At 65.7% G+C, this 19,770-nt stretch carries 19 protein-coding genes; 1 reads left to right on the forward strand and 18 read right to left on the reverse strand.

The genetic code is table 11. The features are described 5' to 3' along the window. Window positions 1-12 precede the first annotated feature (12 nt). The 16 genes from G3580_RS09880 to G3580_RS09955 all read right to left on the reverse strand — a co-directional run bounded on the left by G3580_RS09880 (window position 13) and on the right by G3580_RS09955 (window position 17,450). Window positions 13-1,329, reverse strand: coding sequence for an OprD family outer membrane porin (locus G3580_RS09880; protein WP_173765085.1), 1,317 nt, complete (start codon window positions 1,327-1,329; stop codon window positions 13-15). A gap of 256 nt (window positions 1,330-1,585) precedes the next feature. Beyond that, a complete protein-coding gene (locus G3580_RS09885) occupies window positions 1,586-2,683 on the reverse strand; it encodes a 4-oxalomesaconate tautomerase (protein WP_173765086.1) in 1,098 nt (365 codons plus the stop codon). Window positions 2,684-2,786: 103 nt separating this feature from the next. Further along, window positions 2,787-3,755, reverse strand: a complete 969-nt coding sequence (locus G3580_RS09890; protein ID WP_173765087.1) for a D-2-hydroxyacid dehydrogenase family protein — start codon at window positions 3,753-3,755, stop codon at window positions 2,787-2,789. A gap of 20 nt (window positions 3,756-3,775) precedes the next feature. Next, window positions 3,776-5,077: an MFS transporter gene (locus tag G3580_RS09895; RefSeq protein WP_173765088.1), complete on the reverse strand. Its 1,302-nt coding sequence runs from the start codon at window positions 5,075-5,077 to the stop codon at window positions 3,776-3,778. Then, a complete protein-coding gene (gene tcuB / locus G3580_RS09900) occupies window positions 5,070-6,239 on the reverse strand; it encodes a tricarballylate utilization 4Fe-4S protein TcuB (RefSeq protein ID WP_173765089.1) in 1,170 nt (389 codons plus the stop codon). Before tcuB ends, G3580_RS09895 begins: the two co-directional genes overlap by 8 nt. Further along, the gene (tcuA, locus tag G3580_RS09905) at window positions 6,226-7,650 is read right to left on the reverse strand and encodes an FAD-dependent tricarballylate dehydrogenase TcuA (RefSeq protein ID WP_173765091.1); all 1,425 of its coding nucleotides are present in this window, start codon (window positions 7,648-7,650) and stop codon (window positions 6,226-6,228) included. The genes tcuB and tcuA overlap by 14 nt, the downstream gene beginning before the upstream one ends. 83 nt (window positions 7,651-7,733) lie before the next feature. Then, window positions 7,734-8,669 carry a LysR family transcriptional regulator gene (locus tag G3580_RS09910; protein WP_173765093.1) on the reverse strand — a complete coding sequence of 312 codons (936 nt, stop codon included), beginning with the start codon at window positions 8,667-8,669 and terminating at the stop codon, window positions 7,734-7,736. Window positions 8,670-8,733: 64 nt separating this feature from the next. Beyond that, window positions 8,734-8,913, reverse strand: coding sequence for a hypothetical protein (locus tag G3580_RS09915; RefSeq protein ID WP_173765095.1), 180 nt, complete (start codon window positions 8,911-8,913; stop codon window positions 8,734-8,736). 1 nt (window position 8,914) lies between these two features. Further along, entirely contained in the window at window positions 8,915-10,273 is a 1,359-nt protein-coding gene (locus tag G3580_RS09920) for a class-II fumarase/aspartase family protein (protein ID WP_173765096.1), read from the reverse strand. A gap of 41 nt (window positions 10,274-10,314) precedes the next feature. Continuing rightward, window positions 10,315-11,136, reverse strand: a complete 822-nt coding sequence (locus tag G3580_RS09925; protein WP_173765098.1) for an HpcH/HpaI aldolase/citrate lyase family protein — start codon at window positions 11,134-11,136, stop codon at window positions 10,315-10,317. 21 nt (window positions 11,137-11,157) lie between these two features. Beyond that, a complete protein-coding gene (locus G3580_RS09930; protein WP_173765100.1) occupies window positions 11,158-12,339 on the reverse strand; it encodes a CaiB/BaiF CoA transferase family protein in 1,182 nt (393 codons plus the stop codon). A gap of 9 nt (window positions 12,340-12,348) precedes the next feature. Beyond that, a complete protein-coding gene (locus G3580_RS09935) occupies window positions 12,349-13,194 on the reverse strand; it encodes an FAS1-like dehydratase domain-containing protein (protein WP_173765101.1) in 846 nt (281 codons plus the stop codon). A gap of 76 nt (window positions 13,195-13,270) precedes the next feature. Further along, window positions 13,271-14,554 (reverse strand): TRAP transporter large permease, encoded by a 1,284-nt coding sequence (locus tag G3580_RS09940; RefSeq protein ID WP_173765103.1) that lies wholly within the window; start codon window positions 14,552-14,554, stop codon window positions 13,271-13,273. Continuing rightward, a complete protein-coding gene (locus tag G3580_RS09945) occupies window positions 14,551-15,231 on the reverse strand; it encodes a TRAP transporter small permease (protein ID WP_217424665.1) in 681 nt (226 codons plus the stop codon). The genes G3580_RS09940 and G3580_RS09945 overlap by 4 nt, the downstream gene beginning before the upstream one ends. A 60-nt stretch (window positions 15,232-15,291) precedes the next feature. Beyond that, entirely contained in the window at window positions 15,292-16,284 is a 993-nt protein-coding gene (locus tag G3580_RS09950) for a DctP family TRAP transporter solute-binding subunit (RefSeq protein ID WP_173765107.1), read from the reverse strand. Window positions 16,285-16,334: 50 nt separating this feature from the next. Next, a complete protein-coding gene (locus G3580_RS09955) occupies window positions 16,335-17,450 on the reverse strand; it encodes a 4-oxalomesaconate tautomerase (protein WP_173765109.1) in 1,116 nt (371 codons plus the stop codon). A gap of 126 nt (window positions 17,451-17,576) precedes the next feature. On the opposite strand from G3580_RS09955, the gene G3580_RS09960 reads away from it, so the two are divergent. Next, the gene (locus G3580_RS09960; protein ID WP_173765111.1) at window positions 17,577-18,467 is read left to right on the forward strand and encodes a LysR family transcriptional regulator; all 891 of its coding nucleotides are present in this window, start codon (window positions 17,577-17,579) and stop codon (window positions 18,465-18,467) included. A gap of 183 nt (window positions 18,468-18,650) precedes the next feature. On the opposite strand, the gene G3580_RS09965 is transcribed toward G3580_RS09960, so the two are convergent. After that, on the reverse strand, window positions 18,651-18,893 hold the full coding sequence (locus G3580_RS09965; protein ID WP_173765113.1) for a formate dehydrogenase subunit delta: 243 nt from the start codon (window positions 18,891-18,893) through the stop codon (window positions 18,651-18,653). Window positions 18,894-18,904: 11 nt separating this feature from the next. Continuing rightward, entirely contained in the window at window positions 18,905-19,768 is an 864-nt protein-coding gene (fdhD, locus tag G3580_RS09970) for a formate dehydrogenase accessory sulfurtransferase FdhD (protein ID WP_228720628.1), read from the reverse strand. Between the last annotated feature and the right edge of the window lie 2 nt (window positions 19,769-19,770).

Raw genomic sequence — 19,770 nt, forward strand, 5'->3', positions numbered from 1 at the left:
CTCGGTCGGAAATCAGAAGAAACGATAGGTGTAGTCGATGTACAGGCGATGATCGCGTTCGTCGTCTTTCACACCGTCCAGACGGCCGGTCTTGTCGGACTTGTAGTCAAGATAGGTGTAGCGGACGCCAAGCCCCTTGAGCAGCGGGATAGCGTAGCGCACGTCCAGTGCCAGTTCACTCTCGTCGGCTTTGCCCAGCGCGGGCACATGGCTGTTGCGGGCACCGGTGCCTTTCTTGTAGCTGATCGTGGTCTTCAGGCCCTTGATGTAGTCCTTCCAGTTGTATCCGGCTTTGAGCATCCACACCCGTTCGTCTCGGTTGGTGAAGTCGGCCAACACGCCTCCGGTGGGGAACACATTGGTGCCGTGGTCACCGGCGAAGTTGTCTTCGATCCAGGCGCCGTCGAACTTTGCCACGGCCCCCCCGAGCAGAACATTGCCGAAGCTCCAGTCCGCCGCCACATAAACGCCGAGACCGTCGTTGTCGCTGGCGGTGGTGCCAGCTTTCGAACCGGGGACGTCTTCGTCATCCAGCTCGCCGCTTTCCGCGCCGGTCACGAACAGCTTGCCATCGTCATGGGAGGTGTGCACGCCGCCGGTGAGCTTCAGCTTCGACTTATTGGCCAGGTCGAAGGTGTACGACGCCACCAGACCGGTCTTGCGCAGGAAGTTGTCGGACTTCAGGTATTCCAGATCGACACTGAAGGGGCCGGCGTCGTAGCTCACACCGATCAGGCCGATGTAGTCGATGTCGCCTTCGTCGGAACGGTCGGTCTTGAATTCGTGGAAGTGGGCATCCGAGCGCGGCGACCATTCGTTGTACATGGCGCCATAGACCTTCAGGCCCTTCATCGGCTTGATATCGATGGTGCCGCCCGAGAAGGTGTTGGGAATCGCGCGGCTGCCCGAACTGCTCAGCAGCAGGCTCTTGTGAACCTGGCGGCCCAGCTTGGCGCTGACCACATCCTTGAACTTGAGCTTGACGAAGGCCTGGCCGATCTTGCCGAAGGAGTCGTGTACGTCGCCGTCTTTGTCCACCGACAGGATGTCGGAGGTCAGGTGGCCGCTTGCCCCCAACTTGGTCACGCTATAGCCCGACAAGCCGATCCCGATGAAGTCCCGGAAATAGGGCGATTCGTAGTTCAACTGCAGACCCAGCGCCGACTGGCTGCGATCTTTGGCGTCGTTCTCGTAGTCACGGTCGAAGTAGATACCGCGTGTCTTGAGTTCCAGCGAATGGCCCTCGGTGTCTGCGGCCGTGGCCGTTCCGCTCACGGCCAGCGCGCCGAGCATGAACGGGAGCAGGGGGGAAATGTGATGCTGCTTCATGGTGTCTCCTCTTGATTCTTCTGGATTTGCCTCGAGGCAAATGCGGTGTTGGACGCAGCGCGCCAGGTGCCTTCTGATTTCGCCACCTTGATCGAAGTATGGTGGTCCTCATTGATGCGCGGAAATGCATTGCGTGCGCTAATTTATTCGATTAACGCAACAACAAGGCGTACCGGGAGGCACGCCTTGAACAGCGCGACAACGGTTCTCGAGGACAGGGTGGAGCGCCGGGGATGCGGGCTGCCCGGCGAGGGGATCAGGCGGCCTGGTGGATTTGACCGACCGGGACGTGGACCACGCCGACGAACAGCGGGCGTGCGGTGCGAACCAGCCCGGCCACGGCGAAGCGGGGTGCCTCGGGGGTGGAGTCCGGGGCCTCTCCCATGCGGATGTCCAGGCCGCCGGCGGGGTGCTCGATGCCGATCAGATCGGGATCGTCCGCCGAGCGCCGGGCGTAGCGGGCCGGCACCGTACCGGCGATGCTGGCCGCCGCCGCGAGGCACAACGCGCCGGTGACGGCGAAGGCCGAGTGGCAGGACCACGGCGTGAAATAGCGCGAGGCGATGGTGCCGCCGCGCCCGGGGGCGGCCACCAGGGCGATTTTCGGCAGCACCGACTGGCGCACGTCGCCCAGCCCGGCGCGCAGGGCGATCTCGATGCGGATGGCTTCGAGGCGGGCCTTCAGCGCCGTGTCAGCGTCGAGTTCCTGCTTGGTTTCGTAACCGGTCTTGCCCAGGGCCTCGGCCGCCACGAAGACCAGCGGCGACGCGAAATCGATGCAGGTCACCTCGATGCCGTCGACCCGGTCGATGCGTTGCCCGGTGGGGAACAATTGGCCAGTCTTGGCGCCGGCGGCATCGAGAAAATTGAGCACGATCGGCGCCCCCGTGCCGGGCACGCCGTCGATCCGCGTGTCGCCTTCGTAGGTCACGACGCCGCCCGGCGTCTGCACCACGGCCTCGACGATCTTGCCGGTGTTGCGGTTCAGGATGCGCAGCCGGGTGACCGGATCCTGCGCAGCGACCAGCCCGTTCTCGATCGCGAAGGGGCCGACGCCGGCAAGCATGTTGCCGCAGTTGGGCATGGTGTCGACGGTCGACTGATCGACCGAGACCTGGGCAAACAGGTACTCGATGTCGATGTCCTCGCGCGACGAGGGGCTCACCACCACCGCCTTGCTGGTGAGCGTGTCGCCGCCGCCGATGCCATCCACCTGGCGGATATGCGGCGAGCCCATGGCCGCGAGCAGCGTCCGGTCGCGCTCGACCGGATCGCTCGGCAGGTCACAGGCCTGGAAGTAGGGCCCCTTCGAGGTGCCGCCGCGCATCAGGGTGCAGGGAATGTTCTTGAACATGGATTCCTCGTTCGCAGTTCAACCACAAGCGCTCCATTCTCACGCGCGAGGGTTGATGACTGAAGTGAAAACTTCAGCCTTACTGATGCCTTTTGAGCAATAGTCAGCGTGTTGCGGCGGCGCTGAGATACGCGCGCACATGGCCAAACGCATTATCGAAATACGCCTCATAGGTGTCGCGCTCCACGAAGCCCAGATGCGGCGTGCACAAAATGCGCGGGTGGCCCAGGTAGGCCTGCACGCCGCCCGGTTCGTCCTCGAACACATCGAGTGCGGCAAAACCCGGCCGCCCGGCAGCCAACGCAGCGAGCAGGGCGCCGGGGGCGATCAGTTCGGCACGGCTGGTGTTGACCAACAAGGCATGGGGCTGCATGGCGGCAAGGTCGGCGGCGGTGACGATGTGGCGCGTCTCCGGGGTCATGCGCAGGTGCAGGCAGAGCACATCGGCTTGCGCGAAGAAGGCCTTGCGGTCGGCCTCGAAGTGGTCGCCTGCCTGAGTGGCGGCCTGCTCGGAGCCGTCGCGCCCGTGGGCAATCACCCGCATGCCGAAGGCGCGACCGAAGCTCGCGACCCGCGCGCCGATTCGTCCGTAACCCCAGATGCCCAGCGTGCGGCCGTGGAGCACCGTGCCAAGCGTCTCGTCTTCGCGTTGCTCGGCGCTGCGCTGCCAGCGGCCGGCCTCGAGCTGGCGCACGTAGGGCACCAGCCGGCGCGACGCGGCCAGTACCAGCGCCCAGGTCAGTTCGGCCGGTGCGATGGGGTTGCCGCTGCCCTCGCGTACGATCACGCCGTGGCGGGCGCAGGCGTCGAGGTCGATGCACGAGGCGAGCCGCCCGGTCTGCACGATCAGTTCGAGCTTGGGCAAGGCGGCGATGAGCTCGGCGCCGATGCGGGTGCGCTCGCGGATGAGCACCAGACAGCGGGTCTCGCGCAGGGCGTCGATGAGTGCCGCGTCGTTGTCCAGCGGCTCGTGCAGCACCTGCAGGTGCGCATCGAGGCCGTCGAGCAGGCGCGTGGCGTCGAGGCGCGACACGACGCCCTGATAGTCGTCCAGCACGGTGATGCGGTTCATGGGCAGCTCTCCGGAAGGGATCATTCGCTTGAGCGGGGCGCGATGCCCTGGGCGGCATACAGGGGGCGCAGGTGTACCCGCATGGATTCAAGTCGCAGATAGAAGCGTGCGCCCGCGCCCATCAGCAGCAAACCGGCCGCGAGCAGCGCTGCTTCGGGGCCGATGAGGCCGCCCACCCAGCCGACCAGCAGGCCGCCGACAGCCGCGGCACCGAGGTTGGCGGCGGTGTACAGCGCCAGCACCCGCCCGCGCAGCCCCTCGGGCAGGATCGTCTGCAGGATGGTGTTGGTCGAGGCATTGCACACGATCATGCTGAAGCCGAGCAGGAACAATTGCACCAGGGCCAGCCACAGCGCGTCGGTCAGCGCGAAGCCGGTGAGCGACACCCCGGCGAGCAGATTGGCGTGCAGGATGCTGCCGGTGAGGCCGCGCACCGAGGGGCGCGACATCAGATAGGCCGAGGCCACCAGTGCGCCGGCGCCGGCGCTGCCGAGCAGCACGCCGAGGGTGTTCGGCCCGCCGGCGAACACGTCGCGAGCGAAGGCCGGCATCATCGGCAGATAGCTCGCGGCAAAGAAGTTCAGCAGGGCCACCTGCGTCAGCAGCATGCGCACCGGCACGCTGCTTCGGACGTAGCCGAAGCCCTCGCGCATCGCCGTGCCGAAGGGCGTGGGCGCCGCTGGCGAGGCGGACGGGGCGAGCCTGCGCAGCGCCAGGATCAAGGCCAGGAACGAGACGCCATTGACCGCAAAGCACACCGCCGCCGAGGTGGCCGCCAGCAGCAGCCCGGCCGCCGGCGGGCCGATGAAGCGGGCGACGTTGAAGGTCAGCGTATTGAGCGCGATGGCGTTGGGGATGTCCTCGCGCCGGGGGACGAGCTGTCCGGCCAGCGAATGGCGCAGCGGCGCGTCGAAGCTGTTGAGCACTCCCAGCACGCCGGCGGCGACCAGAATCAGCCAGGGGGTGATCCAGCCGACATAGGTGAACACCGCCAGAAACACCGCCTGCGCCAACATCAGCGTCTGGACTTGCAGCATCAGGCGTTTGCGGTCGCTGCGGTCGATGATGATGCCGGCGAAGGGGGCCACCATCAGCTGGGGGGCGTTGCTCAGAAACGCCACGGCGCCCAGCAGCACGGTCGAGTCGGTGAGCCGGTAGACCAACCAGCCGAGGGCCACCTGCTGGATCCAGGTGCCGACCAGTGACAGCAACTGGCCGAAGAAGTAATGCCGGTAGGCCGGCGAGCCCAGCGCGCGCCAGGCCTGGCGACGCGCCGGGTTCGCCGGCCTCGTGGGTGTCGTTTCTGGTAAGGACCTAGCCATCGCTGCCGACGCCGATCGGATTGGGGCGTCGCTTCTCGATCGCCCACTTGAGCAGCGCCGCGCTACGGTAGAAACCGTGGGCGAACTTGCCGTAGGGCATGGTCAGGAACAGGCCCATCACCACGCCGAGGTGGATCGCCAGCAGCACGCCCATGGCGCCCGTGTCGCGGCCGGCGAGCAAGGCCAGACCGCTCAGGCTGGTGAACAACAGCAAGGCAATGAAGCCGCGATCCATCGGCTTTTGCGCTGCGTCACCATGTTCGGGGTGACGCTTCAGGTTCAGCCAGAACAGCCCGGCCGGGCCGATCAGCAGGCCGATGCCGCCCACGGTGCCAAGCACCACCGGCAGGCTGGTGAAGGCATAGGGCGCCTCCCAGCCGAACACGTAGTGATACAGCGTGGCGACGCTGGTGGCGGCAAAGCACAGCATGAAACCGTAAAAGGTCAGGTGATGGAAGCGCCGCCGCGCGAGGGTGAAGGCATCGTCGGCGTTGTTGCAGCCGAGGCCGTGGCCACCGTCGAGGTAGGTCAGGCGCAGCACGTCATGGGTGGTCTCTGCGATGGCCTCGCCGCTGGCCGCGCCGGGGGCGGCCTCGCGCCAGAAGCGGGTGACGCCGATGCCCAGCGCCAGCGCCGCGAACAGGAACACCGGCGCGAACATCGACACCAGCAGGTTGTGCGGGAAGATGGCGTAGAAGTCGCCGGCCAGCGGTGTGTGGAAGAGCGTGCCTTGCAGGGCGAGCGCGAGCACCAGGAACAGGGCCAATCCGCCGGCGACGGCCAGCGCGACGGTCACGCCGTTGTTGCGGTAGAGCTTGCCAAAACCGGTCGGCCAGGCAAAGTCCGAATAAGTGTGCGCGCGCACCCTGGCCATGGCCTGGGGCACGTTGACTGCGAACTCGTGCGGCGGCGCGTACTGGCAGGCGTGCAGGCAGGCACCGCAGTTGTGGCACAGATTGGCCAGGTAGTGCACGTCGGCCTTGTCGAAGCAGAGCCGACGGGTCATGGCCGGGAACACCGCGCAGAAGCCTTCGCAGTAGCGGCAGGCGTTGCAGATCTGCAGGATCCGGCTGACCTCGGCTTCGTCGGCCTGGGGGGCGGGCAGGGCGCGTCCGGCGGCCAGGTCGGCCGCTTCGCGGGTGAGGGTGTCAAGCGTGTGCATGGGTTGCTCCCTGGCGCGCGGCTGCCGCGGCATGGGCGCCGGCGATGCGGCCGAAGGTCGTGCCGATGGTCATGCCGACCCCGGCGGTGTAGCCCTTGCCGAGCACGTTGCCGGCCATCATTTCCCCGGCGACGAACAGGTTGGGGCTGGGCTGGCCCGAGAAATGGACGGCGGCGTGTTCGTCCACTTTCAGGCCCAGGTAAGTGAAGGTGATGCCCGGCTTGAGCGCGTAGCCGCGGAAGGGCGGGGTATCGATGGGCAGCGCCCAGTGGGTCTTGGCCGGCGACAGGCCTTCGGTGTGGCAGTCGTCCTGGATGGTGTGATCGAAGGTGCCGACGCGACAGGCGGCGTTGTACGCGTGCACCGTGCGCACGAAGGCAGCCTCGTCGATGCCCAGCTGGCGGGCGAGTGCTTCGAGCGTGTCGGCCTGGGCGCCGGGAAACACCGGCGGCATGAAGCGGCCATTGGCCTTGGCGTCGATGATCGAGAAGCCGATCTGCCCGGGTTGCTGGGCGACCAGGCGCCCCCAGATGGCGTAGCGCTTGGGCCAGAAGTCCTCGCCTTCGTCGTAGAAGCGCTCGGCGTGCTGGTTGACCACGATGCCCAGCGAGACGCAGTCGATGCGGGTGCAGATGCCGCCGTCGTACTCCGGGGCGCGTGCATCAATGGCCACGCAGTGCGATTGCGAGGGGTCGCCGACGGTGTCGGCGCCGGCGTCGATCATGGCCTTGAGCAGCACGCCGCGATTGAAGCGGGTGCCGCGGATGGCGAAGTTGTCGGCCGGCCACTCGCCGTTCTCGTTCTGCCCCCAGGCCTCGCGCAGCCACTCACGGTTGGACTCGAAGCCGCCGGCGGCCATCACGCAGGCGCGGGCGGCGATGCGTTCGTTGCCGACCCAGGCGGCGCGAAAGGCGCCGTCTTCCAGCTCGATCCGGTCCACCGGCGACGCGTAGCGGATGCGCACACCCAGTGCCTCGGCACTACGGTAGTAGGCATTGACCAGCGCCTTGCCACCGCCCATGAAGAAGGCATTGGTGCGCGACAGGTGCAGCGTGCCGGACAGCGACGGCTGGAAATTGACGCCATGCTTGCGCATCCAGTCGCGGCAGCCGGACGACTCGCGGATGGCGAGGCGGGCGAGCCTCTCGTTGGTGAGGCCGCCGGTGACCTTGAGCAGGTCTTGCCAGAATTCTTCTTCGGGATAGCGGTCGGTCAGCACGTCCTGTGGCGCGTCGTGCATGCAGCGCAGGTTACGGGTGTGACTGGAGTTGCCGCCGCGCCAGGCCCGGGGGGCGGCTTCGAGCAGCAGCACCGAGGCGCCGGCTTCGCGGGCGACCAGCGCGGCGCACAGCGCGGCGTTACCGCCGCCGATGACCAGGACGTCCACCGTGTGGGCGTGCGCGTGTTCCATGAGTCGTGCTCCTGTTCGCAATGGTGTTGAGCTCGACTATCGCGGTTTCGGAGCAGGTTGCCCTAAGTCGAAGCCATATCTGGCTATCTCGATTCGAGATGGAGCGCGGTGACGCCACGCCAGCGGCCGCTGTCGACCAGCTGGCCGACGGTGCGCTGCAAGGTGCTGCGGGTGGCGATGGCGGCGGGCGACAGTTCGTCCTCCGACAGGCTGCACACCAGGTTGCGCCGCGCGGTGCCGTCGTCCTCGAGTTCGCACCAGCGCAGGCACGCGTCTGCGTCGGGCTGGCGGGCGAGGGCCGCCCAAGGCTGCACGCTGGCGCCCAGACCGTTGCGGACCATGTCCATCAGGACATAGAGCGAGTCGACCTCGGCGATCACGTTGGGGGTGATGCCCAGCGCGTTGAAGGCGTTGTCGAGTACGCGGCGCAGGCCGTGGCGCGGGGTGGGCAACACCAGCGGCAAGCCGTTCAGCGCGCCCAGCCGGGTGGGCAGCGGCGCGGGTGGGGTGTCGGCGCCGGCGATGACGAACAATCGCTCGTCGAGCATCGGCTGGATGGACCAGCGCCGCGCCTGGTGGCCGTCGAAGAGCACCGCGATGTCGAGTTCACGGCTGTTGAGCATCTGGCCGAGGTGGCCGGACATGGCCTCGACGAGCCGGATGCGGATATCGGGATACTGACGGTGCATCGCTTCCATCAGCGGCATGCCGAGCACGCCGGCGGTGGTGGGCGCCAGGCCAACGCTCACCACGCCCGACAGGCGGGCCTGCCGGGCGGCGCTGGCCGCTTCGTCGGCATGGCGCAGGCTGAGCTGCGCATGGGCGATGAAGGCCAGCCCGGCTTCGGTCGGCAAAATACCGTGGGGGCCGCGCTCGAGCAGGCGGGTGGAGAGCTCGCTCTCGAGCTTCTGGATCTGCAGGCTGACGGCCGACTGCGCCACACCGAGGTCGAGCGCCGCCTGGCTGATGCTGCCCAGTTCGATCGTTCGCAAGAGATAACGCAGTTGTCGCAGTTCCATCGCTGTCGATGCCCGTCAAAAGTGAAACGGGCACGGCGTGGCCGCCTGCCCGTTTCGGTGCGAGTCAGTTCTCGCTCAGAATGGCGACCCGGCCCATGTCGCTCGATCGCGCCGGGTCGTCGCCAGCGGGGCGGGGCGCCTCGGCACGTTCCCCGTCCCTTGCTTGGCTGATCGAACCGAACATGACCGGGCAGTCGAGCTGATGCCGAGCCAGCTCGTTGAGTTGCCTGTCCGAGGCTTGCATCTTATTTCCCCGCGGCGGCTGCGCGGGCCAGCACCTTGTCCACCATCACGCCGGCCTGGCCGAGGTAGTTGGCCGGATCGCACAGTTTGGCCAGCGCGTCGCGATCCAGGTGCACATTGATCTCCGGGTCCTCGGCGAGGATGTCGAGCAGCGGTCGATCGGTACGGATCGCCTCGCGGCACAGGTCATAGACCAGGTCATGGGCATACTCACGGCCGATGTAGGGGCCCAGGCCCATCATCACCGCCTCGGACATGACCAGACCCTTGGTCAGATCGATGTTGGCGCGCATGTTGTCTTCGCTCACCTCCAGCCCCTCGAGCAAGAAGCGCGTCTGTTTGAGCGCGCCAGCGAGCAGGCAGAAGGCCTCGGGCAGGGCGATCCACTCGATCTCCCACGGGCCGGTGGAGCGTTCGTGGTCGGCGATCATCGCGTCCATCAGGGCCGCCGAGTGCTGGCGCACCACCGACACGGCGGCGTGGATGTAGCAGCTCGAGATCGGGTTGCGCTTCTGCGGCATGGTGCTGCTCGAGCCGCGGCCCGGGTGGAAGGGCTCGAAGACCTCGGCCACCTCGTGCTGCATCATGAGTTTCACGTCCATGGCGATCTTGCCCAGCGAGCCGCCCACCAGGCCGAGGAAGGCGCCCACCTCGGCGATGGTGTCGCGCACGGTGTGCCAGGCGATGTCGGGCTGGGCCAGGCCAAGTTCTTCCATCAGCCCGGCCTGGGTTTCCATGGCGCCGGACTCGATGGAGGCCAGCGTGCCGCAGGCGCCGCCGAACTCGCCCATCAGCACACGGGGGCGCAACTGGGCCAGGCGCTCGCGGTGGCGCTCGATGCCGGCGAGGATGGATGCGGTCTTGAAGCCGAAGGTGACGGGGATGGCCTGCTGCAGATTGCTGCGGCCGATCACCGGGGTGTCGCGATAGCGCGTGGACAAGGCCACCAGCGCGGCCGAGATGGCGGCGAGTTCCTGGTCGATGATTTCCAGCCCTTCGCGGATCTGCATCACCGTGGCGGTGTCGGTAATGTCCTGGGTGGTGGCGCCCCAGTGCACGAACTCGCCGAGCTTGTCGCGGCACAGCTGGTTGATCTGGGTGACCACGCCGAGCACCGGGTAGCCGATGCGCTCGGTCTGTTCGCGCAGTCGGTCCATGTCCATCTTGTCGATGTCGCAGTTGCTGATGATTTCATCGGCGGCTTCCTGCGGGATGATGCCCAAGCGGCCTTGCACCACGGCCAACGCGCGTTCGATGGCGACGTAGTGGCGGGTGCGGTTGCGGTCGGACCACACCTCGCGCATGGCGTCGGTGCAGAAAATGTTGCCGAAGATGCTGGAGTCGATGATGCTCGCGGCCATGGTGTTGCTCCTTGAATGGGGGGATTCCGTGTTGTCAGGTGTCAGTGGGGGTCGCCGGCGCGGCTGCGGGCGAGGATGGCCCGTGCCTTGAGCATCACCGGCCGGTCGATCATCTTTCCGTCGAGCTGGACGGCACCATCGGCGGCCTCGGCCGCGGCCAGCACCCGGTGCGCCCAGTCCTGTTCCTCGGCGCTGGGGCGGGCGGCTGCATGGATCCACGCCACCTGTTTGGGGTGAATGCACATCTTTGCGCCGAAGCCGAAGGTCCGCGCAAAGGCGAAGTCGGCGAGCACGCGCGCCTCGTCGGTGACCGAGGGGGTGACGCCGGCCACCGGCGAGGGCAACTCGGCACAGCGTGCGGCAATGGCGATGCGAGAGGACGCGTAGGCCAGGCCCGCCTCGTCGCCTGACAGGTCGAGGTCCACCGCATAGTCCAGCGTACCGAAGGCCAGCCGTGCGACGCCGTCGGAGGTGGCGATCTGATCGACGTTGTGGATGCCGCGCGCGGTTTCGACCAGCGCCAGCACCTCGGCGCCGGGTGCCGTCGAGCGGACCCGATCGATCTGTTCCGGCCATTCGCTCTTGGGCAGCATCACCCAGCGAATCCCGGCCTCGCGGATCATGGCCAGATCGTCGGAAAACCACACCGATTGGGTGTCGTTGATGCGCACGGCGATGCGCTCGGCCAGTGTCGCGTGCTGGCCGACCCAGGTGGCGATCGCGTCGCGTGCGGCCGACTTGTCCGTGGGGGCCACCGCATCCTCGAGGTCGAGAATGATCGTCCCGGCGTCGGTGGCGAAGGCCTTGTCAAACCGCTCCGGACGGTTGCCCGGAACGAAGAGATAGGTGATGGGCGGGTGCATGATGAGTGTCTCCGGTGCCGCTCAGATCACGCCAGCGGCCTTGAGCTCTTCCACCTGGTCGGCCGGATAGCCGAGCTCGGCGAGGATCGCCGCGGAGTGGGCGCCCAGGGCGGGCACCGGATCCATGCGCGGATCGCCTTGTTCCCACGAGCCGGGCGGCAGCAATGCCGGGACGGTGCCGACCGAGGTCTGGACCTCGCGCCAGCGCTTGCGCGCCTTGAGCTGGGGGTGCGCCCATACGGCATGCATGTCGTTGACCTGGGCATTGGCGATCTGCGCGGCATCGAGCCGTTCGACCACCTGCGCAGCGCTCAGCTCGGCGAAGGCGTCGATGATGATCTGGCGCAACTCGACGCGCGCGGCGCTGCGCCGCGAGTTGCTCGAGAAGCGTTCCTCGTGCGCCAGCTCGGGCTGGAGCAGGACCTTGGCGCAGAAGCCGGCCCATTCGCGTTCGTTCTGCAAACCGAACATCACCGTCTTGCCGTCGCCGGCCGGGAAGGGGCCGTAGGGGTAGATGGTGGCGTGGCTGGCGCCGGTGCGCGGCGGCGGGGCGGCGCCGTCGAAGGCGTAGTAGAGCGGGTAGGTGGTCCATTCGACCAGGCTCTCGAGCATCGAGATGTCCAGATGCTGGCCGCGGCCGGTCTTCTGGCGCTGCATCAGGGCGGCGAGGATGTTGGTGTAGGCGTACATGCCGGCCGAGATGTCGGCGATCGAGGGGCCTGCCTTGCAGGGCTCGTCCTCGGTGCCGGTCACCGAGAGGAAGCCGGATTCGCTCTGGATGAGCAGGTCGTAGGCCTTCTTGTCGCGGTAGGGGCCGTCGGCGCCGTAGCCGGAGATGTCGCACACGATGATCTCGGGCTTGATGGCCGACAGCGCCTCGTACGACAGGCCGAGCCGCGCCGCCGCGCCGGGCGCCAGGTTCTGTACCACCACGTCGGCCTCTTCGACGATCAGCTTCATGAGCGCGGCCTGCGCCTCCGGATGCTTGACGTCGAGGGTGAGGGATTCCTTCGAGCGGTTGATCCAGACGAAGTGCGAAGCCAGGCCGCGAACGCGCTCGTCGTAGCCGCGGGCGAAGTCGCCCACGCCGGGGCGCTCGACCTTGATCACGCGCGCGCCCAGGTCGGCGAGCTGGCGGGTGGCGAAGGGCGCCGCGATGGCGTGTTCGAGGGTGACGACGGTAATGCCTTCAAGGGGTCTCATGGGCGTTCCTTACTTGATGACGGCGGTGGCTTCCATGGTCAGCCAACCCTCGTGGTCCTTCGCCCACAGGCGGAAGGTCTTGCCGTCGGGCTGCGGCTCGCCGCAGACGAAGAAGTGGTTGATGTCGAATACCGGGCGCACCGCGCGGAACTCGTAGCTGGCGAGTTCGGCGTCGGGCAGCTGGTGGCGCAGCAGATCGAGCAGCAGGGTGGCGACCATCGGGCCGTGCACCACCAGGCCGGGGTAGCCCTCGACCTCGGTCACGTACTTTCGGTCGTAGTGGATGCGGTGGCCGTTGAAGGTCAGCGCCGAGTAACGGAACAGCAGCACGTCGTCGGGCACCCACTTCTTTTCCCAGGTGGCGCTCGCCGGCGCGGCCTTGGGCGGCGGCGCGACGTCATCGGGTTTGGCAGCCTCGCGATAGACGATGTCGTGAAACTCGGTCAGCGCGATGTCCGCTTCGCCTTCGCGGCGGATTTCGTGGCGCACCTTCACGAACACCAGCGGTCCGGTGCGGCCGCTCTTCTCGGTGACGTCGTGGATGGTCGAGGTGCGTGTCATCGCGTCGCCGATGTGCAAGGGCTTGTGAAAGGTGAATTGGCTGCCGGCCCACATGCGGCGGGGCAGGGGCACTGGCGGCAGGAAACCACCGCGCTTGGCGTGACCGTCAGGGCCGATTTCCGACTGGCGGTGGAGCGGCAGGAAATACAGCCAGTGCCACAGGCCGGGCAGCGGCGTGCCGACCGGCGGGCGTTCGGCGGGGCGGTCAAAGGTCGCCGACAGGGCGGCATAGGGGGTGGCGGTGGCGATGTCGGAAACCGTTTCCGAGCGGCCGATCCAGTCCTTGAGGTTCATGCAGTATCTCCAGCGGGGAGGATTGCGGGGTAATGTCGGCCCGCCGCGCGCCCGCACGGGGCGCGCGAGCGGCGCGTCACATCATTCCGAGGGTCTTCGGCAGCCACAGCGAGAGCGGCGGCCAGTAGGTGACGATGGCGAGGAACACCAGCATGGTCAGCAGCCAGGGGCCGACCGCCTTGCTCATGTCGGTCATGCCGAGCTTGGTGATGCCGCTGGCCACGTAGAGGTTGAGGCCGACCGGCGGGGTGATCATGCCGATCTCCATGTTCACCGTGATCATCACGCCGAAATGCACCGGGTCGATGCCCAGGCTCGTCGCGATCGGGAAGAGGATCGGCGCGAAGATCAGGATGATCGACGAGGGCTCCATGAAGTTGCCCGCGACCAGCAGGATGATGTTGGTGAGCAGCAGGAAGCCGATCGTGCCCAGCCCGCTGTCGATGATCCATCCCGACATTTGTTGAGGGATCTGCTCGTTGGTGAGCAGGAAGGAGAACAGGACCGCGTTGGTGATGATGTAGAGCAGCATCGCCGACAGGTTGGCCGACGAGATCAGCACCTTCTTGAGGTCCTTCAGCTTGAGGTCCTTATAGACGAACACCGCGATCACGAAGGCATAGACCGCGCTCATCGCCGCCGCCTCGGTGGCAGTAAAGATGCCGGAGTAGATTCCGCCCATCACCACCACGATCAGCAGCAGGCCCCAGATCGATTCACGGAAGGCCTTGACGCGCTGGGCCCAAGTCGCACGCGGTGCGCGCGGGTAATTGTTCTTGCGCGCCAGCCACCAGGTGGTGAACAGCAGCATGCTGGCCAGCACCAGGCCCGGGAAGACACCGGCCATGAAGAGCGCACCGATCGAACTGTTGGTCGATACCGCGTACATGACCATCGCGATCGAGGGCGGAATCAGGATGCCGAGGCCGCCCGCCGAGGCGACCACGCCGGCGCCGTACTTGACCGGATAGCCGGACTTGACCATGGCGGGCAGCAGGATCGAGCCGATCGCCACCACCGTGGCCGGGCTCGAACCCGAGACCGCGGCAAACAGCGCGCAGGCCACCACCGCACTCAGACCGAGGCCGCCGGCCATGTGTCCCACCATCGAGGTGGCGAAGTTGATCATTCGCCGCGCGACACCGCCGTGGGTCAGGAAGTTGCCCGCCAGGATGAAGAAGGGCACCGCCATGATCTCGAACTTCTCGATGCCGGTGAAGAGCTTGAGGGCCACGCTTTCGATCGGCACCTGGCTCATGAAGAAGAGGAAACTCAGCACGGTCAGACCGAGCGAGATCGAGATCGGCATGCCAGTGACCATGAGCCCCAGCAGCAATGCAAAGATGATGGCTGTGCTCATTTCGAGCCTCCGTTCTTTTCGTGTTGCCCGTGGTCCAGATCGCGCGGATAGACGTCGCTGGGATCGGGTGCCTCGACGCCCATGTCAATGTCGTCCATGCCGTCGACATGGCCATGGTCGTGATGGGGCAACTCGCCGGTTCGGATGAAGGACCAGCACACCTGCAGGAAGCGGAAGCACATCAGGGCGCTGCCGAGCGGGATGGCCGAATAGACGATCCAGGTCGGCCATTCGAGATCGACCGTGGTCGGGCCTTCGAGCGCATCTCCGGTGTCCAGGCCGAGGCTGCTGAAGATCGAGTAGTGGGCACCGTTGTCCCACACGAACTGCGCACCCACCGTGGCAATGATGCCGGTGAACAGGGCGCCCGCGAGCAGGCCGAAGACGATGAACTTGAAGCGCAGCTTGTCGGAGAGCCGGTTGATCAGTACGTCGACACCGACGTGGATGCCGGTTCGCACGCCATAGGCGGCACCGAACTTGGCCATCCAGACGAACATGATGATGGTCAGTTCCTGCGCCCAGGCCATGTTGATGGAAATGAGCCAGTCCTGCAGGCCGGGGATGGCGAATCCGCTCGCGTAGCGATGAACCACCGCAAGGAAGGTGATGACCGTCGCCGCCCCGATCAGGAACGTGATGAGCCACTCCTCGAGGGCGTCAAGAAATTTCATGATGGAACCTCTCAGGGAAATCGAGGGCGCGGGCGGCCGCTGTGGCCGTCCCGCCCGCTAGCCTTACTCGGCGCCCGTTTCCTTGCGGATTGCGCTGACAAGATCCTTGCCGACGCGCGAGGCGAGTTCGTCCTGCACGGGGGCCATGGCCTCGACCCACTGCGCCTTCTCCTGCGGCGTCGGGACGTGGATCTCCGTCTTGCCGGAAGCCTTGATCGCGGCCAACGCGGTGGCTTCGTCCTCTTCGGCGATCTTCTCGTTGAAGGCAGTCGCTTCATCGACCGCTTTTTCGAGGCTTGCGCGGATGTCGGCCGGCAGCTTCTCCCAGAAAGGCTTGTTCACCACCACCACGTAGCCGCTGTAGGTGTGGTGCGTGAGCGTTGCGTACTTCTGCACCTCGTACTGCTTCTGCGTGTAGAGGTTGGGCAGGTTGCCGTCCGTGCCGTCCACCACGCCGGTCTGCAAAGCCTGATAGACCTCGGAGAACGCCATGCTCTGCGGCAGTGCGCCGATCGAGCGGATGATCGCCTGGTTCACCTTGGAGGAGTTGACGCGAATCTTCTGCCCCTTGGCCTCGTCCGGCGTGCGAATCGGTTTGTTGGAGCTCAGCACGCGAAAACCCGCGTCCCAGAAAGCCAGACCGACCATGCCGCGCGGCTCGAGCTTCTTCAGCAGCGATGCACCGATCGGTCCGTGGGTGATGCGATGCAGCGATTCGGTATCCGGGAAGATGTAGGGCATGTCGAAGACTTCAAATTCCTTCACGCCGGCCGGACCGAATTTCCCGGCCACGGGCGCAAGCATCTGCACCGAACCCAGCTGCAGGGCTTCGAGCTCCTCCTTGTCCTTGTAAAGGATGCTGTTGGGGTAGATTTCTACCTTGACCTTGCCCTTGGTGAGCGCCTCGGCACGCTCCTTGAAGAATTCGGCTGCGCGGCCCTTCGGGGTATCGGCCGCCGCAACGTGCGAAAACTTGATGACGATTTCGTCTTGTGCCAGCGCGGCGCCGGAAGTGAGCATGGCGACTGCTGCGGTGATAGCAAAGATTCGCTTCATGGTTTGTCTCCTGTTATCGGAATAGGTCTGACCAGAAACCTCGATCGCGCTTACGCTGCCGAGCTGACTTGGCCGGTTTGTGGAACATGGCGCCCGGGACGGGCGAATACGCAACCGGTCAGCAAGGGACGTGCACTCGTCACGACCCTTGCTGAGTCGAATACCGGTATTCCGTGGTCGTTGTGACCGCGAATCTCGAGGTGAATGGTCATGGAACCGCTCGGGTGTTCGATGGCGATGCGGCCCAATTGCTGGGCGTCGAGTTCGACCAGATCTTCTGCCACCGAGCCCGTGACATGGCAGGCGGCGGCCAGTGCCACCGCGCCGGAGATGCCGAAGGTGGCATGGCACCATTTCGGCGAAAAGTAGCGCGCCGCGATATTGCCGCCCCTGCGTGGCGAGGCCACGATGGCGATCTTGGGCAGGGCAACGCTCTGGTGGTCCTCGAGTCCCATCCGCTTGGCGGCGTCCAGGCGGATCGCTTTGAGACGGTCCGAAAACACCGTGTCGGCGTCGAGTGCTTTTTTCGACTCGTGACCGGTCTTGCCGAGCGCTTCGGCCTTGACGAGAACCAGTGGAATCGCGCAGTCGATACAGGTCGCCTCGACGCCACAGATGATGTCGCGGGCCCGACCCGTCGGCAGCAACATGCCAGTGCCGGTTCCGGCCGGTTCGAGAAAGCGCAGTTCGATCGGGGCGAAACTGCCGGGGACACCGTCGAGTTGGAAGCTGCCTTCGTAGGTCACCTTGCCGCCGGGCGTGCGCACGGTCACTTCGGCAATCTTGCCGCTGTTCAGGTTGAGTACGCGGACACGCGTGGTCGGCGACGAGGCGCGGACCAGGCCCGCCTCGATGGCAAAAGGTGCAACGCCTGCGAGCATGTTGCCGCTGTTGGGGCGTACGTCCACGAAATTTCGCGCCACCGATACTTGCGCGAACAGGTGTTCGAGATCGGCGCCGGGTCGGCTCGAGGGTCCGACGATCACCACCTTGCTGCTTTGGCTGTCTCCGCCGCCCATGCCATCGATCTGCCTCAGGTCCGGAGAACCCATGGCTGCCAGCAACAAGCGATCACGCTCCGCCGTCGACGCTGGCAAGTCCTGAGCGAGGAAGAACAGGCCCTTTGACGAGCCGCCTCGCATCAGAACGCAGGGTATCCTTTCCATCCGGTTTGTCTCCTTCCTACTGCTTTGTTTGATTGCATGTTAGAGGGGAGCAGAGACTGAAGGAAATGCAATAAATGGTGGTATTGATTCTATACTTGCATAAGTTGAATCTATTGAGGTGTCGCCATGAAGATCGACTTTGACGGGATCCAGGCTTTTGTCGTGATCGCCGAGTTGGGTGGTTTCAGCAAAGCGGCCGAACAGCTCCATGTGACGCAGACGGCACTGACCCGGCGGCTACAGAAGCTCGAGGCCTATCTTGGCTTGCGACTACTGGACAGGACGACGCGCTACGTCGAACTGACGGTTGTTGGCCGCGAGTTTCTCCCGCAGGCGCAAGCCATCGTTGGCGATGTGACCCGGGCCGTCAATCAACTCAAGGACGTGTCGAGCCGTCGGCGTGGCAACTTCACGTTGGCGTGCATTCCCACCATGGCTTCCCAGATGCTGCCCAACGCCATGCGGCGCTATGCAAAGACGCATCCAGGAAACCGCATCCGGATCATCGATGCCAGCGGATTCGAGGTCAGAGACGCGGTGCTACACGGCCATGCCGAACTCGGCATCGGGCTGCCGACCGAGCGTCACGTCGAACTGGAGGAGACGCTCTTGTTCGAAGAGCCGTACATGTTCTTTTGCCGGGAAGAGCATCCCCTGAGTGGCAAGAAGCAGATCGTCTGGTCCGACCTTCACGAAGCCGAGCTCATCGCGATCAGCACCATGAGTGCGAATCGCGTCTTTCTTGATTACCAGTTGGCCAAACGCGGCATCAAGCTGTCCGGTACCTATGAGGTACGCCACCTTTCAACCGCCATCGGTCTCGTCGCAGCGGGCGTTGGTGCCGCGATCTTGCCCAATTCGACCCTGGAAGAAGGAGCCCGACCCGGAATTTGCCGCATCCCGCTGACCAGCCCGACAGTGAAGCGCAAGATTGTGATTCTGCGTAAACGCAACAGCACTCTTTCTCCTGCCGCCCGAGCATTTTTCGACATGGTGTCGGATCAGGCCAATACATGACTGCCGTCACCGTATCTGTCCCGTTTCGCCTCGATGCCGTCGAGCCTTCAAAGTCCGCAATAGTAGTAGGGTGGAATCGGTGGAGCCTTTCGTACATCGTAGTTTACATAATACAAATTATCGCTGTTTTATGCGGCAACAGCCGGGGCGGACTTCCGATCCAAGCCGAGGCCATCAGCGCGGTCATGATGCCCCGGCGCCGATCTGATCCGATATCGAGGCGCGCACCGCTTCGGCGACCAGCGGTTCGAGGCCACTTTGCTCACCGGTCGATGCCAGGTGTTCGGCAAGCGCCTTGCGCATCGCAGGCGCCCAGAATTTTTTCAGATGCTCGCCGATAGAACGGCGCGCTTCGTCGTGATCCGGATACGACGCGAAGAACTGGCCGATCTGATTCGCCATTTTCACCAGGTGTTGAATATCCATGTCGCGCGCTCTCAATCGTTGATCAGCCCGTCGGGCCGGCTGTAACAGGTCAATCGTTCCCGGCGCAGATGCGCCACCAGGGTCACGCCGGCCTCTTCGGCATAGCGTGTCGCCATCGCCGTCGGCGCCGAGATGGCGGCCAGCAGGCCGATGCCGGCGCGGGCCACCTTCTGCACCATCTCGACGCTCGCCCGGCTGGTGACGAGGACGAAGCCGTCGGCGAGATCGGGTGCAGGCCCCTGGGCGGAGGCCATCGCGCCGATGAGCTTGTCCAGCGCATTGTGCCGGCCCACGTCCTCGCGGACCAGGACGATGTCACCGTCGCGCGATGCCCAGGCCGCGGCGTGGGCGGCGCCAGTGACCCGGTGCAGCTTCTGGTGCGCATTGAGCTTCTTCAGCGCGCGCCGGATGGCGCTCACGGTCAGCGGCGGGCGCGCCGGGACCGGCTCCGGCGACGGCATGGCGGCCTGGAGGCTCTCGATGCCGCACAGCCCGCAGCCCGTACGCCCGGCCAGCTGGCGCCGCCGTGCCTTGAGATGCTGGAGGCGTTCGCCGGCGATTTCCATGCGCAGTTCGACGCCCTGCTCGACCGCCACCGCCTCGCAGTCGAAGATCTCGTCCGCCGAGGCGACGATGCCTTCGGACAGGCTGAAGCCGTGGCCGAAATCCTCGAGATCCGACGGCGTCGCCAGCATCACCGCGTGCGAGATGCCGTTATAGACGAGCGCCACCGGGATCTCTTCGATCAGGCATTCGACGCTGGCCACGGAGGTGCCAGCGGTGTCGACCCGCGCCCGTTGCAGGCGCCGGTCGGGCCAGTCGGGCACGGCGTCGTCCGCCAGCGCCGCATCGGGTTTGATCTCGTCCGGGCGCACCG

Origin of the sequence: Nitrogeniibacter mangrovi, assembly GCF_010983895.1 — a bacterium.
Taxonomy (GTDB): domain Bacteria; phylum Pseudomonadota; class Gammaproteobacteria; order Burkholderiales; family Rhodocyclaceae; genus Nitrogeniibacter; species Nitrogeniibacter mangrovi.

Coding starts and splice junctions, on each gene's coding strand:
- G3580_RS09950 (WP_173765107.1), bottom strand. CDS start 16,284: ATGAAGCGAATCTTTGCTATCACCGCAGCAGTCGCCATGCTCACTTCC.
- G3580_RS09920 (WP_173765096.1), bottom strand. CDS start 10,273: ATGGCCGCGAGCATCATCGACTCCAGCATCTTCGGCAACATTTTCTGC.
- G3580_RS09965 (WP_173765113.1), bottom strand. CDS start 18,893: ATGGATATTCAACACCTGGTGAAAATGGCGAATCAGATCGGCCAGTTC.
- tcuB (WP_173765089.1), bottom strand. CDS start 6,239: ATGCACACGCTTGACACCCTCACCCGCGAAGCGGCCGACCTGGCCGCC.
- G3580_RS09885 (WP_173765086.1), bottom strand. CDS start 2,683: ATGTTCAAGAACATTCCCTGCACCCTGATGCGCGGCGGCACCTCGAAG.
- G3580_RS09955 (WP_173765109.1), bottom strand. CDS start 17,450: ATGGAAAGGATACCCTGCGTTCTGATGCGAGGCGGCTCGTCAAAGGGC.
- tcuA (WP_173765091.1), bottom strand. CDS start 7,650: ATGGAACACGCGCACGCCCACACGGTGGACGTCCTGGTCATCGGCGGC.
- G3580_RS09925 (WP_173765098.1), bottom strand. CDS start 11,136: ATGCACCCGCCCATCACCTATCTCTTCGTTCCGGGCAACCGTCCGGAG.
- G3580_RS09940 (WP_173765103.1), bottom strand. CDS start 14,554: ATGAGCACAGCCATCATCTTTGCATTGCTGCTGGGGCTCATGGTCACT.
- G3580_RS09895 (WP_173765088.1), bottom strand. CDS start 5,077: ATGGCTAGGTCCTTACCAGAAACGACACCCACGAGGCCGGCGAACCCG.
- G3580_RS09880 (WP_173765085.1), bottom strand. CDS start 1,329: ATGAAGCAGCATCACATTTCCCCCCTGCTCCCGTTCATGCTCGGCGCG.
- G3580_RS09890 (WP_173765087.1), bottom strand. CDS start 3,755: ATGAACCGCATCACCGTGCTGGACGACTATCAGGGCGTCGTGTCGCGC.
- G3580_RS09960 (WP_173765111.1), top strand. CDS start 17,577: ATGAAGATCGACTTTGACGGGATCCAGGCTTTTGTCGTGATCGCCGAG.
- G3580_RS09915 (WP_173765095.1), bottom strand. CDS start 8,913: ATGCAAGCCTCGGACAGGCAACTCAACGAGCTGGCTCGGCATCAGCTC.
- G3580_RS09935 (WP_173765101.1), bottom strand. CDS start 13,194: ATGAACCTCAAGGACTGGATCGGCCGCTCGGAAACGGTTTCCGACATC.
- G3580_RS09910 (WP_173765093.1), bottom strand. CDS start 8,669: ATGGAACTGCGACAACTGCGTTATCTCTTGCGAACGATCGAACTGGGC.
- G3580_RS09930 (WP_173765100.1), bottom strand. CDS start 12,339: ATGAGACCCCTTGAAGGCATTACCGTCGTCACCCTCGAACACGCCATC.